Genomic DNA, 13413 nt, shown 5'->3' on the forward strand with positions numbered 1-13413 from the left:
CCGAAGTGGGATGAAACCTGGGGTCGCAGGTTCGAGACCTGCCGGGGACGCCACCCTTTTCACGTGTCGGAAAATCCACTAACCGCGCCATGAGCGCCACGGTCGAGCTTGACCGCCTGGTTCGGCTCGCGCGAGGCACATCATGGCAGGCCAGAAGACAGACGCACGCGACGCCCATGTCGGACAGCGTATCGCCCTGCAGCGCAAGAAGGCGGCGTTGACCCAGAAGCGCGTGGCCCAGAGCTTCGGCATGTCGGCGGCCCAGCTCCAGAAATACGAGAAGGGCACCAACCGCATCAGCGCCATCCATCTCGAGACGTTCAGCCGGATGATCGGCGTCCCGGTGGAGTACTTCTTCGAAGGAATGCAGCGCCTCGACGACGTGCCGCCGGAAGGCTTCGCGGAACGGGCGCAGCAGGCCTACGCGGCCGACTCGGCCCAGGGTCCCTGGCAGGGACTGGCGGAGGTCGTCGTGCAGCACCTCAACGCGCATTTCTCGGAGACCGGCAGGCGCGAGCTCGCCGCGGCGGTGCGGGCGATCAACGACCGCCTCAACGGCTGATTTAACGGCCGTTTCGTTCGACACCACGAACTCGTTCGGTCTTTCGGCTTGACCGGGCGGAAGGCCGCTGCCAGAAGCTTGCCGTTCCGCAGACCGGGTTCAAGCGCCGAGACACAGAGGCGCAGCCGATATCGGGGGTGTCCCTTCCATGCCGCGTTCGAATTATCTGTTCACGAGCGAGTCCGTCTCGGAAGGCCACCCGGACAAGGTCTGCGACCGCATCTCCGACACCGTGGTCGACGCCTATCTCGCCGCCATGCCGGAGGCGCGGCTCGGCGTCGAGACCTTGGCGACCACCAATCGCATCGTGATCGCAGGCGAGGTCCGCGGACCTGATTCGGTGACCTTCGACCACCTGACCGAACTCACCCGCGAGGCCGTCAGGGACATCGGCTACGAGCAGGACGGCTTCCACTGGAAGCACAACGACATCGCCATCCACCTTCATGCCCAGTCCGCCGACATCGCCCAGGGCGTGGACGCGGCCGGCAACAAGGACGAGGGCGCCGGCGACCAGGGCATCATGTTCGGATACGCCGCCGACGAGACTCCCGAGCTGATGCCGGCCCCGCTCTACTACGCCCACAAGATCCTCAAGGACCTCGCCGACGCCCGCAAGGGCAAGGTCGGCGACGCGGCCAAGCTCGGACCCGACGCCAAGAGCCAGGTCACCGTGCGCTACGAGAACGGACGCCCGGTCGCGGTGACCCAGATCGTGCTCTCGACCCAGCACATCGACGAATCCCTCGATTCCGCCGACGTCCGCGCCATCGTCGAGCCCTACATCCTGGCGGCCCTGCCCCAGGGCTGGGTCGACGAGGGCACCGTCTGGCACGTCAATCCCACCGGCAAGTTCGTCATCGGCGGCCCCGACGGCGATGCCGGCCTCACCGGCCGCAAGATCATCGTCGACACCTATGGCGGGGCCGCGCCCCATGGCGGCGGCGCCTTCTCGGGCAAGGACCCGACCAAGGTCGACCGCTCGGCGGCCTATGCCGCCCGCTACCTCGCCAAGAACGTGGTCGCCGCCGGCCTCGCCACGCGGGCGACGATCCAGCTCGCCTACGCCATCGGCGTCGCCAAGCCCCTGTCGATCTATGTCGACCTGCACGGGACCGGCACCGTCGACGAGGCGCGGCTCGAGGGCATCCTGATGGATGCCATCGACCTCTCGCCCCGGGGCATCCGCCTGGCGCTCGGGCTGAACAAGCCGATCTACGCCCGCACCTCCGCCTACGGCCATTTCGGCCGGGCGCCCGAGGCGGATGGCGGCTTCTCCTGGGAGCGCACCGATCTCGCCGACAGCCTCAAGTCGGCGGCCCGTTAAGCCTTCTATGACGGGGAGGGCGGATATCCCTCCCGAGCCGGGCGGGTCCGATGGGGAGGCGCCCGAGCGCGCCTTCTTCGGCCGGCGCAAGGGCAAGCGCCTGCGCGCGGGCCAGGAGCTGCGCCTCTCCGCATTGCTGCCCGCCCTGCGGCTGGCGCTGCCGCCCGCCGGCCGGACCCTCGATCCCGCCGCCCTGTTCCCGCACCCGGTCGACGAGGTCTGGCTCGAGATCGGCTTCGGTGGCGGCGAGCACCTCGCGGCCAATGCGTCGCGCCTGCCCGGAACCGGCATCATCGGGGCGGAACCCTTCGTCAACGGCGTGGTCAAGCTCCTTCGTGCCGTCGACGACGCGGGCCTGCGCAACGTCCGGATCTGGGACGAGGACGCCACCGCGCTTCTGGCCGCCCTGCCGGACGCGTCGATCGCCCGGGTCTATCTCCTCTATCCGGATCCCTGGCCCAAGCGCCGCCAGCGCAAGCGCCGCTTCGTCTCCGACGAGAGCCTCGCCGAGATCGCCCGCGTGCTCAGACCCGGCGGCCTCTTCCGCTTCGCCAGCGACATCGACGACTACGCCGGCTGGACCCTGGTACGCGCCCGCCGTTGCCCGGGCCTCGCCTGGACCGCGAGGGCGGCGACCGGATGGACGCAGCCCTGGCCCGACTGGCCGGGAACCCGGTACGAGGCCAAGGCCGTCGCCGCAGGCCGTCGCCCGACCTACCTCGAATTCTCCAGAACCGCCCCCGACGAATCCGCTTGATGGCGCGACGCGTTGCGCGAAGGCACCTTGCTGACCGAATCGACTGACATCATGCTCACCCTCCAGGAAGTGGCGGGTGCCGTCGCGACGATCGACGTCGGGCGCCCGTCCCTCCGGCGAGGCGACGACGGCGCCGAGTGAGGTTCGCGTGTTGAGCGGCAGATCGGATCACGACCCGATGGCGCCTCCGGCCTCTGGGGCAGATCCGCACCGTTTGGCGTTCGATCTGGCCGCCACGGGGCTCGCGATCCTGTCCCCCGACGGGCGCATGATCGTCTCGGCCAACGCGCATCTCTGCGGCCTTCTGGGCCATCCGGCCGGCGCTCTCCGCGACCGACCCCTGATGGCCGTGGGCGAGGCGACGCATCCGGTGCCCGCCGGCATCCGGTCATGGCTGAGAGCCGACGGGACGGCGGTCCCGGTGCGCGTGCGGACGTCCGGCGAGGCGAGGGGCGGCCCCCGCGTCCTCGTGGTCGAGCCCGTGGACGCCGACGAGATCGTCCGCGCCGAGCAGAACCGCGATGCTCTCACCGCATCCGGCCTCGGCGAGTGGCGCTGGGACCGCGCCAGCGGCCTCGTGACCCTGTCCCGGCGTGCCGCTTACATCCTCGGCCATCCGCCCGGCCATGCCCTGCCGTGGGCTGCGCTTCGCGCACGGATCGAGGCGGCCGATGCCGGTCGCCTCGAGACCCGCGTGCGCGAGGCCGCCGCGGCTGGGCAGCCCTATGCCGTCGAATGCCGGGTCCGCCACGGGAGCGTCGACCGCCTCGTCTCGGTCCTGGCGCGCGGGCAGGCCGCCCTCGCGCCGGATGGCACGGTCATCGGGATGGTCGGCGTGCTTCAGGACGTCACCGACCGAATCGCCGACCGCAACGCGCTGCGCGACCGCGAGCAGCGCCTCCGCATCGCCACCTCCCTGGCGGATCTCGGCATCTTCGAGTGGCACATGCTCGACGACCGGGCGATCTGGGAGAACGAACGCATGTTCGCGATCTTCGGGCGCAAGCCCGAGGACGGCGCCGTCGGCAAGCGTGATTTCCTCGACCGTATCCTCCACCCCGACGACCGGGCGGCCTTCCGGCAGGCGATCTCGAACGCCTTGCGCGACGACACCATCCTGCACGTGAGCGGACGCATCCGTCGCGCAAACGACGGCGCCTGGCGGATCATCGACCTGGCTGGCCGCTTCGAGCACGACGCCTCGGACCGGCTGCCGCGGCGGCTGATCGGCGTCGTCGCCGACGTCACTGACCGTCGCATCGCCGAGGACCGCCAGAACCTGCTGATCCGCGAACTTCATCATCGCGTGAAGAACACCCTCGCCACGGTCCAGGCCATCGTGGGCTCCACTGCGCGCAGCGCCACCAGCATCGAGAGCTTCTACGAGGCGTTCGTCGGCCGCATCGTGTCGCTGGCCCACACCCACGCGGTGCTCACCGGCGCCACCTGGCAGATGGCCTCCCTGCGCGACCTCCTCGCCAACGAGCTCAAGCCCTATGCCGACGGCACGCTCGACGGCGTCCCGGATACGCGCATCACGCTCTCGGGTCCCGCGGTCGACCTCGCCTCCGAGATCGCGGTGCCGATCGGCATGGCGATCCACGAGCTCACCACCAACGCGGCGAAATACGGGGCGCTCTCGACTCCGGCCGGCCGGGTGGCCGTCACCTGGAGCGTCGAGCCCGACGACGCCTGCGGCGTTCTGGTGTTCGCGTGGTGCGAGAGCGGCGGCCCCGTCGTCGAGCCTCCGACCCGCCAGGGCTTCGGCTCGCGCCTTCTGCAGCGCGTGCTCACCAGCCAGGTCCGCGCCGCGGTGACGACGCAGTACGCGCCGGAAGGGTTCCGCCTGTCGATGCGGGCGCCCCTGCCGGCGAGGAACGACATCCTGAATCCGGCGTGATCGCGCTCGACATTCCGAAGGGTCAGGCGACGCCGCGCGTCTCGCCCTCTCCCCCGGCCTCGACGAAGGCCTTGAGTTCTTCGAGCGATTCGAAGGTGAAGCGGCCGCGCGGCGTCTCGGCCTCGATCGAGCCGTCGGAGAACATCACGTAGGTGTTGCCGCCCGAAACGTAGGTTCCGACCACGTCGAGGCTCGGCACGACAGGCTGCGTTTCGGGCGCAGCGGCAGGAGGGGGAACATCCTCGATGGCCGGCCGCAGGGCCGGGGAATCCGGCGTTGGTTCCGGCGCTGCGAACAGGTCGGCGTCGCTCTCCTCCGGTTCGGGCTTTGTCGTCGTCTCCGGTTCGCCGGAGGCGATGACGGGGGACGAGACGGGCGGGAGGCTTTCACTGACCGGGCGACTTTCCCCCACGCCGGCGGTGTCGCTCAGGTGCGAGGCATGAGGTTCAGCGTCCCGGCTATCTTGGTGGGGTGGCAGCAGATCGGGCAGCATCGGCTCGGCGGTGGAAGAAACAGGCGGTTCTTCGAAGGGAGGCTCGGGCCTTGCCCGCGCGCCGAAGGTGGTCGCCTCGGCACCGACGGCCGCGAGACCGGCCGCTCCGGCGATCAGCGGACGCCGGCTCGCCTGCAGCGCCGGCCCCGCCGCGCCGAGGTCCGGCCGATCGGGGCTTTGCGGCATGGGTTCCGGCGCGACATAGGGCGGCGCAGCCGCCACCGACGCGGCCTCCGCGAGCCGGCGGCCGAGGCTGCGGACCTGCCCGGCGACGACGGCGAGCCCAAGCAGCACTGCACCGGCCGAGGCGGTGGCGGCACCCGCGATCGTCATGGCGAGACCGCTCTCGAGCCTGACGAAGGGAAATCCCTGAACCACCGAGGCGATACCGCCGACGATCATGGCGATGGACAGCGCAAACAGCGCGATGATCATGGAGGTCTCGGGGATCGGGATACGCGGGACAGGCCCTATAGTAAAGGCTTGGTGCTGTTTTGCAAAACCGGGCTGTGCATGAATGGCCACCCGCTCCGCGCCGGGGGCGCTGGTTTTCCGGTCCCGGCGTTGCCCTGGGGCGGGCGGCGACTTACGTACCGGCGGGCCGGCGCACCATCGGCGCACCCTTTGCAGCGTGCTCCGAGCCCCGCGCCCCGAGACCCGGAGAGAGCCGATGACCTTCACCCTGCCCGAACTGCCTTACGCCTACGACGCCCTCGGCCCGTACATGTCGAAGGAGACCCTCGAGTTTCACCACGACAAGCACCACAAGGCCTATGTCGATACCGGCAACAAGCTGCTCGAAGGCACCGACCTCGCCGGCAAGAGCGTCGAGGAGATCGTGAAGGCCTCCTACGGCACCAACCAGCCGCTGTTCAACAATGCCGGCCAGCACTTCAACCACCTCCATTTCTGGAACTGGATGAAGCCCAATGGCGGCGGCGCCCCTCCCGGCTCCATCGCCCAGAAGATCGACGAGGATCTCGGCGGCTTCGAGAAGTTCAAGGTCGATTTCATCCAGGCCGGCGTGTCGCAGTTCGGCTCGGGCTGGGCCTGGCTCGCGGTCAAGGGCGGCAAGCTCGTGATCCTCAAGACCCCCAACGGCGAGAACCCGCTGGTCCACGACGCCAAGCCCATCCTCGGCGTCGACGTCTGGGAGCACTCCTACTACATCGACTACCGCAACCGCCGGCCCGACTACCTCAAGGCGTTCATCGAGAACCTCGTGAACTGGGAGTATGTCGAGAAGCTCCACGGCGAAGCGGTCTGAGGATCCCTTCCCTCCCCCCTTGCGGGGAGGGATCGAGGGTTGGGGGTGACTGGGTGACCCTCGGGCGAGGCAAGCGGAACCACCCCCACCTCCGGCTCCTCCCCGCAAGGGGGAGGAGAGGCGCCTCCGATACACTCACGATCGACACTCGATGATCCGCTCCATCCTCTCCGTCGGCGGCTGGACGCTGGTCTCCCGGGTCACCGGCTTCGCCCGCGACGTGGTGATGGCGGGCGTCATGGGCGCCGGGCCGATCGCCGATGCCTTCGTCGTCGCCTTCCGGCTGCCCAACCACTTCCGCGCGATCTTCGGGGAGGGCGCGTTCAACACCGCCTTCGTGCCGGCCTATGCGGGCTTGTCGGAAGCCGCCGAGGCCGGTGCCGCCCGGCGCTTCGCCACCCGTGTCTTCACCCTGATGCTGGTGACGCAGCTCATCCTGCTCGCCGTGGCGCTGCCGGCCATGCCCTGGATCGTGCGCGCGCTCGCCCCCGGCTTCTCCGACGACCCGGCGCGCTTCGATCTCGCCGTCTCGCTCACCAGGATCACCTTCCCCTACCTCCTGTGCATGACGCTGGTGACGCTGCTCTCCGGGATCCTCAACGCGCACAAGCGCTTCGCCGTGGCGGCCGGCGCGCCGGTGCTCCTCAACCTGTCCATGCTGGCGGCGCTCGGCCTCGCCTTCCTGTTCCCGAACGTCGCCTACGCTGCCGCCTGGGGCGTCTCGGTCTCCGGCGTCCTGCAGCTCGCGCTGGTCTGGGCGGCATGCCGGCGGGCCGGGATCGCGCCGACGGTCGGCGCACCGACCTTTCGCGATCCCGCCATGCTCCGCTTCTTCAAGGTGCTCGGGCCGGCGGTGATCGGGTCGGCCGGCTTCCAGATCGCGTCCTTCGCCGACACCATCATCGCGAGCTTCCTCGCCACCGGCGCGGTCTCGGCGCTGTACTACGCCGATCGGCTCTATCAGCTCCCCTTCGGCGTCATCGCCATCGCGGCCGGTACCGTGCTCCTGCCCGAGATGAGCCGGCGCATCGCCGGTGGCGACGTCGCCGGGGCACATGCGGCGCAGAACCGGGCCGCCGGTTTCTCGCTCGCCCTGTCGGCCCCCTTCACGATCGCCTTCCTGATCCTGCCCGGCCTGATCATGACGGCCCTGTTCCAGCGCGGCGCGTTCTCGGCGGAAGATGCCGCGCGCGCCGCCTCGGTGCTGGCCGCCTACGGCCTCGCCCTGCCCGCGGTGGTGCTGGTGCGCAGCGCCGTGGCGAGCTTCTACGCCCGCCAGGACACGACGACGCCGCTCTACGCCTCGCTCACCGCCATCGCGATCAATGTCGGCCTCAAGGTCGTGCTCACCGGCCCCTACGGCGTCACCGGGCTCGCGCTCGCCACCGCCATCGGCCAGTGGGTCAATCTCGCGCTCCTTGTGGTGCTGGCCCGCCGCCGCGGCTGGACGGCGCCGAACCGGACGCTCGGCATCACGATCCTCGGCGTCGTCGTGGCCTGCCTGGGGCTCGCCGCCACGGCGATCTACGCCCTGCCGGTCGTCGAGCGCTGGGTGCCGGCAGCCTTCGATTTCCGGAACCTCGCCGTGCTCGCGGCCCTGGGGCTTGCCGGAACCCTGGTCTACGCTGTGCTGCTTCTCGGCACACTGCGCCTGTGCGGCCTGCGCCTGAGGAGGGCCTGATGCCCGATCCGAGCCCGTTACGCGACAAGGACGCCGTCGTCTTCGACGCCTACGGCACCCTGCTCGACGTCCATTCCGCGGTGGCGCGTCATGCCGGGGCAGTCGGGCCAGCGGCCTCCACCGTCTCGGAGGTCTGGCGCGCGAAGCAGCTCGAATACAGCTGGGTCCACGCCCTGATGGGGCGCGACGTCGATTTCTGGACGCTCACCGAGCGGGCGCTCGACCACGCTATGGCCCGCCATCCGGAGGTCGATCAGGCGCTGCGTCCGCGGCTCCTCGACGCCTATCGCGACCTCGATGCCTATCCGGAGGCGGCCGCGACCCTCGACGCCCTGCGGGATGCGGGCCTCCGGACCGCCATCCTCTCCAACGGCGACCCCGCCATGCTCGCCCGCGCCGTCGCGTCCGCCGGGCTCGACGATCGCCTCGACGCAGTGCTCTCGGTGAAGGCCGCCCGCACCTTCAAGACGGCACCGGCCGCCTATGCGCTCGTCCTCGACCATTTCGGGATCGCGCCGGAGAGGGTGCTGTTCGTCTCGTCGAACCGCTGGGACGTCGCGGGGGCAGCCGCCTTCGGCTTCGCGTCGGTCTGGGTCAACCGCGGCGGCTTGCCGGACGAGTATCCGGATCTCTCGCCGGTATGCGTGATCGCTGCCCTCGACGGCTTGATGTAGTCCGAAGCCTCCTACTCCGCCGCCACCCTCGGCGAAGCCAGCCGGCCGTCATTGGCGGGGCTTCCCGGCAGGGCGAAGTGTTCGCCGGATTCCGGCTCGTCCTTGCGCCCGACGAAGCGGGAGAACAGGCGGACGATGAGCCCCGAGAGGTCGTCCACCAGGACGAAGATCGCTGGCACGAAGATCAGCGACAGGCCGGTCGAGACGATGAGGCCGCCGATGACGGCGATGGCCATCGGCGCGCGGAACTCGCCGCCGATGCCGAGCGCCATCGCGGAGGGCACCATGCCGGCGGCCATGGCGATGGTGGTCATCACGATCGGCCTGGCGCGCTTGCGGCCGGCATCGATGATGGCGGTCGCCCGGTCGACGCCCCGCGCCATCTCCTCGATGGCGAAGTCGACGAGCATGATCGCGTTCTTGGTCACGACGCCCATCAGCATCAGGATGCCGATCACCACCGGCATCGAGATCGGCTTGTTGAAGATGAGCAGGCCGAGGATCGCCCCGCCCACCGAGAGCGGCAGCGAGAACAGGATGGTGAGCGGTTGCAGGAAGTTGCCGAACAGGAGCACGAGCACCCCGAACACCATCATCAGCCCGGCGCCCATGGCGAGGGCGAAACCCTCGAAGACCTCGTTCATGACCTCGGCGTCGCCGGTCTGGCGGATGGTGACACCCGGCGGCAGGTTCTTGGCCGTCGGCAAGGCCAGCACGGCCTCGATCAGGGAGCCGAGCGCGTCCGAGCCCTCCATGTCGGCCTCCAGGGCGACGCGGATGGAGCGGTCGTAGCGGTCGATGGCGGTCGGCCCCTGGCCGAGGCTGATGTCGGCGACGCTGGCGAGCGGCACTGCCGCACCGGCCTTCACCGGCACCTTCATGGTCTCGATCTGCGCCAGATCCCCGCGCAGGCGCTCGGGCAGCTGCACCCGGATCGGGACCTGCCGGTCGCCGGCATTGAACTTGGCGAGGTTCGCGCCGATGTCGCCGATGGTGCCGACCCGCACGGTCTCGGCGATGAGGTCGGTGGAGACGCCGAGATCGGCCGCCACGCCGGCCTTGGGCCGGATGCGGACCTCGGTGCGGTCGAGGGGGGCCGTCGACATCACGTTGGCGAGGTGGGGAACGCCCGACGCCTCGCGCTGGAGCTGGGCGGCGGTGTCGGCGACCACCGTCCGGTCCGGCCCCGCCACGATCAGGGTCACGTCGCGCTGGCCGTTCTCGCGAAGCGCCCAGAACCGGATATCGGGTGTCTCGCGCAGGATCCCGCCGATCACCAGATCCATCTGCTTCTGCGTGCGGACCCGGGCGTTCTTGGGCGTCAGGTTGATGGTGAAGGTGGCCAGCCGCACCTCCTTCTTCGACGGGAGCTGCCGCCCGCCATCCACGAACACGCTGCGCACCTCCGGCAGGGCGCGGATGCGCCCGACGAGGTCGTCGGTGACCCGCGTGGTGTCGGCCAGACGCGCACCGGGCGGCAGCTCCACGATGAAGATGGTGCGCGAGGCGTCCTCGGCCGGCAGGAAGCCCGAGGGCAGCAGGCTCGTCGACCAGATCGAGACGGCGAAGCACGCGAGGCCGACGACCAGCGTCATGTATTTGTGGCGCACCGACCAGGCGACGACGCGGGTGTAGCCGCGCATCACGAAGCCCTCGCGGGTGTCCTCGGGGCCGTGGTCGCGCAGGAAATAGGCGGCGAGAAGCGGGGTGATCAGGCGGGCCACCAGGAGCGACATGAACACCGCCGCCGCGATGGTGAGCCCGAACTGCTTGAAATACTGCCCGGCGATCCCGCTCATGAAGGAGACCGGCGCGAAGATCGCGATGATCGTCGCCGTGATGGCGATGACGGCGAGCCCGATCTCGTCGGCTCCCTCCAGGGCCGCGCGGTAGGGCGACTTGCCCATGCGCATGTGCCGGACGATGTTCTCGATCTCGACGATGGCGTCGTCGACGAGGATGCCGGTCACCAGCGTGATCGCGAGCAGGCTCACCGCGTTGAGCGAGAATCCGAGCGTGCTCATGACCCAGAAGGTCGGCAGCACCGAGAGCGGAAGGGCGATCGAGGCGATGAGCGTCGCGCGCCAGTCGCGCAGGAACACGAACACCACCACGACGGCGAGCAGCGACCCCTCGACGAGGCTCAGCATCGCCGAATGGTAGTTGCCGACCGTGTTGGTCACCACGGTGTCGATCAGATCGAAGCGGACGCCCGGGTTCTTTTCCCGCAGCTCGTCGATCTTCTTCGCCACCGACTCGGCCACCTGCGCATCGCTGGCACCGGTGGCGCGCGAGATCGCGAAGGCGACAACGGGCTCGCCGTTGAACCGGGCGAAGGTGCGCGGCTCTTCCGAGCCGTCGACCAGAGTGGCGAGCTCGTCGAGACGGACCTTGCGGTTGCCCGGCACCACGATCGAGGTCTGCGCCAGGGTGTCGAGGCTCGAAGCGCCCCCCAGCGTCCGGATCGACTGCTCCTGGCCGCCGAGCTCGCCGCGCCCGCCGGCCATATCGGCCGAGGTGAGCCGCACCTGCCGGTTCACGTCCGCCGCGGTGATGCCCAACGCCAGGAGCCGGTCGGGCTTGAGGATGACGCGGACCTCGCGGGCGACGCCGCCGAGGCGCTCGACGCCGCCGACGCCCTTCACGCCCTGGATCTGGCGGGCGACGACGTCGTCGATGAGCCAGGACAGGTCCTCGGGCGTCATCGCGGGCGCAGACGCGCCGTAGACCATGATCGGCAGGCCGGCGATGTCGACGCGGCTGACGATCGGCTCGTCGATGGTGCGGGGAAGGGTGACCCGGACCTTGGCGATCGCGTCCTTGACGTCGTTCACCGCCCGGTCGGTGTTGGTCTCGAGCCGGAATTCGATGGTTGTCGTCGAGGTGCCCTCGGCGATGGCCGAGGTGATGTGCTTGACGCCCTTCACGCCCGCGACCGCATCCTCCACCACCTTGGTGACCTGCGTCTGCAGCTCGGAGGGCGCCGCCCCCGCCTGGGTGACGAGGATCGAGACGATCGGGATATCGATGTTGGGGAAGCGCGTGATCGGCAGGCTGCGGAAGCTGACGAGGCCGAGCACCACCAGCACCAGGAACAGGACGACGGAGGAGATCGGCTTGCGGATCGCCCAGGCGGAGACGTTCAGGCGCATGGCGTCAGGCTTTCCTCACTTCGCCGCATCGGCCGCCACGGCGCGGACCGTCCGGACACGGTCGCCGTCGCGCAGGAAGCTGCTGGCGCGGGCCACGACCGCCTCGTCCGCCTGCACGCCCGAGCGGACCTCGAGGTAGCCGCCGGCCGAAAGGCCGGTGACGATTCTGCGTGCCTCGACCCGGCCCTCCGCGGCCACGAGGACGCTGGCGGCACCGTCGGCGCGGTAGAGCACCGAGGACAGCGGCACGGCGATGCCGTCGCGCCGGGCGACCTCGACCCTGCCGCGGGCGAAGGCGCCGATCCTGAGCGCAGGATCGGGATCGAGGCTGATCCGGACCTTGCCGAGCCGGGTGGCGCGGTCGATCTCGGGATCGATCCGGCGCACGCGCCCGGCCAGGCTGCGGCCGTCCTCGAGGTCGAGGCGGGCCGGGTCGCCGAGCTTGATCTTGGGCATTGCGGTCTCGGGCACCTCGCCTTCGAGCTCGATCTCGCCTCGCGCGATGAGGCGGAACAACGGCTCGCCGACCGCCGTGGCCGAGGCGCCGACGCGCGCGGTGCGGCGATTGATGATGCCGGCCTCGGGTGCGCGGATCTCCGTGCGTGCGCGCTTGAGCGCGATCTCCGCCGCCTGAGCGCGGGCCGATCCGAGCTCGGCCTGGGACAGCTGCAGGCCACCGCGGGCCGAGGCGAGGCGCCCCTCCGCGCTCTGGGCGGCCGAGACACGCTGCTCCATCGTCACGGCAGTGGCGTTGCCGGTCTTCACGAGGGAGCGCGCGCGTTCGAGGGCGAGGTTCGCCTCCACCCGCGCGGCCTCGGACTGAACGATCTGGCTCTGGGCCTGGACGATCGCGGCCTCGGCCTTGGCGATGACGGCGAGGTTGGACGCCTCCTGCGTCTCGATCATCTCGCGCGAGAGCCGGGCGAGGACCTGGCCCTTCTCGACCCTGGCACCCTCCTCGACTAGGAGCTCGGTGATGCGGAACCCCTCGATCTCGGGCGATACCAGGATCTCGTCGCGGGAGACCAGAGTGCCGGTCACGATGGCTTCCTCGACGATCTCGCGCCGAAGGGCGGGCACGACCGTCACGGCGGGAGCCACCGCGACCGCGTCCGGCACGACGGATTTCTCCGCAGCGGCGATCTCGGCCGTGGCGAGGACCGTCGCGGCGACGGCGAGGACAAGGCGCTTGGCGTGCATCGTGGGTATCTGCCGTGACGAGAGCGCGGATCCGAGGCGCCGAGGGGACCTAGAACCGGACCCGTAACCGGAGCCGTGCAGCGATGCCCGCCAAGACCGGCGTTTTCAAGACGGGCATCCTCATGACGGGCACGGGTCAGGGTCCCGCCGATCCGACCATCGTTACGCCCCCGCGCATCATCGCATTCCCACGGTCCGGACGATAGCGCGGACAGGCCGTCGCCACGGCGCGAGAGGTCGCAGCCTCGGACTGCGCATGACCAGCATTCATGACCGGCAACCATGGCCCGCAACCGCCGCGTCACCCGCGCGTTGGACCTGCGACCGGTCGAGCCGAACAGGGCTTCAGAGGGTTTCGCGATGCATATCTTTCAGATCAGGCAGACCAGCAGCGGCGCCA

The 13413-nt window shown here is 70.0% G+C and carries 11 protein-coding genes; 8 read left to right on the forward strand and 3 right to left on the reverse strand.

Features of this window, described 5'->3' with window-relative positions; translation table 11 throughout:
• Window positions 1-142: 142 nt before the first annotated feature.
• From ACFE7U_RS14985 to ACFE7U_RS15005, 5 genes are all read left to right on the forward strand, one after another.
• Entirely contained in the window at window positions 143-562 is a 420-nt protein-coding gene (locus ACFE7U_RS14985) for a helix-turn-helix domain-containing protein (RefSeq protein WP_375410521.1), read from the forward strand.
• 148 nt (window positions 563-710) lie between these two features.
• Complete coding sequence (gene metK / locus ACFE7U_RS14990) at window positions 711-1889, forward strand: methionine adenosyltransferase (protein WP_375410522.1); 1179 nt, start codon at window positions 711-713, stop codon at window positions 1887-1889.
• A gap of 7 nt (window positions 1890-1896) precedes the next feature.
• Window positions 1897-2646, forward strand: coding sequence for a tRNA (guanine(46)-N(7))-methyltransferase TrmB (locus ACFE7U_RS14995; protein WP_375410523.1), 750 nt, complete (start codon window positions 1897-1899; stop codon window positions 2644-2646).
• A gap of 12 nt (window positions 2647-2658) precedes the next feature.
• Window positions 2659-2787 carry a hypothetical protein gene (locus ACFE7U_RS15000; protein WP_375410524.1) on the forward strand — a complete coding sequence of 43 codons (129 nt, stop codon included), beginning with the start codon at window positions 2659-2661 and terminating at the stop codon, window positions 2785-2787.
• 37 nt (window positions 2788-2824) lie between these two features.
• The gene (locus tag ACFE7U_RS15005) at window positions 2825-4546 is read left to right on the forward strand and encodes an HWE histidine kinase domain-containing protein (RefSeq protein WP_375410525.1); all 1722 of its coding nucleotides are present in this window, start codon (window positions 2825-2827) and stop codon (window positions 4544-4546) included.
• A gap of 22 nt (window positions 4547-4568) precedes the next feature.
• Here the strand turns inward: ACFE7U_RS15005 and ACFE7U_RS15010 are convergent, their stop codons facing one another.
• The gene (locus tag ACFE7U_RS15010) at window positions 4569-5720 is read right to left on the reverse strand and encodes a hypothetical protein (RefSeq protein WP_375410526.1); all 1152 of its coding nucleotides are present in this window, start codon (window positions 5718-5720) and stop codon (window positions 4569-4571) included.
• Between ACFE7U_RS15010 and ACFE7U_RS15015 the strand changes: the two genes are divergently transcribed.
• The 3 genes from ACFE7U_RS15015 (at window position 5710) to ACFE7U_RS15025 (ending at window position 8661) form a co-directional block, all read left to right on the forward strand.
• Entirely contained in the window at window positions 5710-6306 is a 597-nt protein-coding gene (locus ACFE7U_RS15015) for a superoxide dismutase (protein ID WP_375410527.1), read from the forward strand. The two genes, ACFE7U_RS15010 and ACFE7U_RS15015, sit on opposite strands and share 11 nt — an antisense overlap.
• A gap of 151 nt (window positions 6307-6457) precedes the next feature.
• The gene (gene murJ, locus ACFE7U_RS15020) at window positions 6458-7987 is read left to right on the forward strand and encodes a murein biosynthesis integral membrane protein MurJ (RefSeq protein ID WP_375410528.1); all 1530 of its coding nucleotides are present in this window, start codon (window positions 6458-6460) and stop codon (window positions 7985-7987) included.
• The gene (locus ACFE7U_RS15025; RefSeq protein WP_375410529.1) at window positions 7987-8661 is read left to right on the forward strand and encodes a haloacid dehalogenase type II; all 675 of its coding nucleotides are present in this window, start codon (window positions 7987-7989) and stop codon (window positions 8659-8661) included. Before murJ ends, ACFE7U_RS15025 begins: the two co-directional genes overlap by 1 nt.
• 11 nt (window positions 8662-8672) lie before the next feature.
• On the opposite strand, the gene ACFE7U_RS15030 is transcribed toward ACFE7U_RS15025, so the two are convergent.
• Both ACFE7U_RS15030 and ACFE7U_RS15035 read right to left on the reverse strand, forming a co-directional pair.
• Window positions 8673-11813 (reverse strand): efflux RND transporter permease subunit, encoded by a 3141-nt coding sequence (locus ACFE7U_RS15030; protein ID WP_375410530.1) that lies wholly within the window; start codon window positions 11811-11813, stop codon window positions 8673-8675.
• A gap of 15 nt (window positions 11814-11828) precedes the next feature.
• Entirely contained in the window at window positions 11829-13013 is a 1185-nt protein-coding gene (locus tag ACFE7U_RS15035) for an efflux RND transporter periplasmic adaptor subunit (protein ID WP_375410531.1), read from the reverse strand.
• Window positions 13014-13413 lie beyond the last annotated feature (400 nt).

Source organism: uncultured Methylobacterium sp. (assembly GCF_964251405.1).
Taxonomy (GTDB): Bacteria; Pseudomonadota; Alphaproteobacteria; order Rhizobiales; family Beijerinckiaceae; genus Methylobacterium.

Coding starts and splice junctions, on each gene's coding strand:
- ACFE7U_RS14985 (WP_375410521.1), top strand. CDS start 143: ATGGCAGGCCAGAAGACAGACGCACGCGACGCCCATGTCGGACAGCGT.
- metK (WP_375410522.1), top strand. CDS start 711: ATGCCGCGTTCGAATTATCTGTTCACGAGCGAGTCCGTCTCGGAAGGC.
- ACFE7U_RS14995 (WP_375410523.1), top strand. CDS start 1,897: ATGACGGGGAGGGCGGATATCCCTCCCGAGCCGGGCGGGTCCGATGGG.
- ACFE7U_RS15005 (WP_375410525.1), top strand. CDS start 2,825: ATGGCGCCTCCGGCCTCTGGGGCAGATCCGCACCGTTTGGCGTTCGAT.
- ACFE7U_RS15015 (WP_375410527.1), top strand. CDS start 5,710: ATGACCTTCACCCTGCCCGAACTGCCTTACGCCTACGACGCCCTCGGC.
- murJ (WP_375410528.1), top strand. CDS start 6,458: ATGATCCGCTCCATCCTCTCCGTCGGCGGCTGGACGCTGGTCTCCCGG.
- ACFE7U_RS15025 (WP_375410529.1), top strand. CDS start 7,987: ATGCCCGATCCGAGCCCGTTACGCGACAAGGACGCCGTCGTCTTCGAC.
- ACFE7U_RS15030 (WP_375410530.1), bottom strand. CDS start 11,813: ATGCGCCTGAACGTCTCCGCCTGGGCGATCCGCAAGCCGATCTCCTCC.
- ACFE7U_RS15035 (WP_375410531.1), bottom strand. CDS start 13,013: ATGCACGCCAAGCGCCTTGTCCTCGCCGTCGCCGCGACGGTCCTCGCC.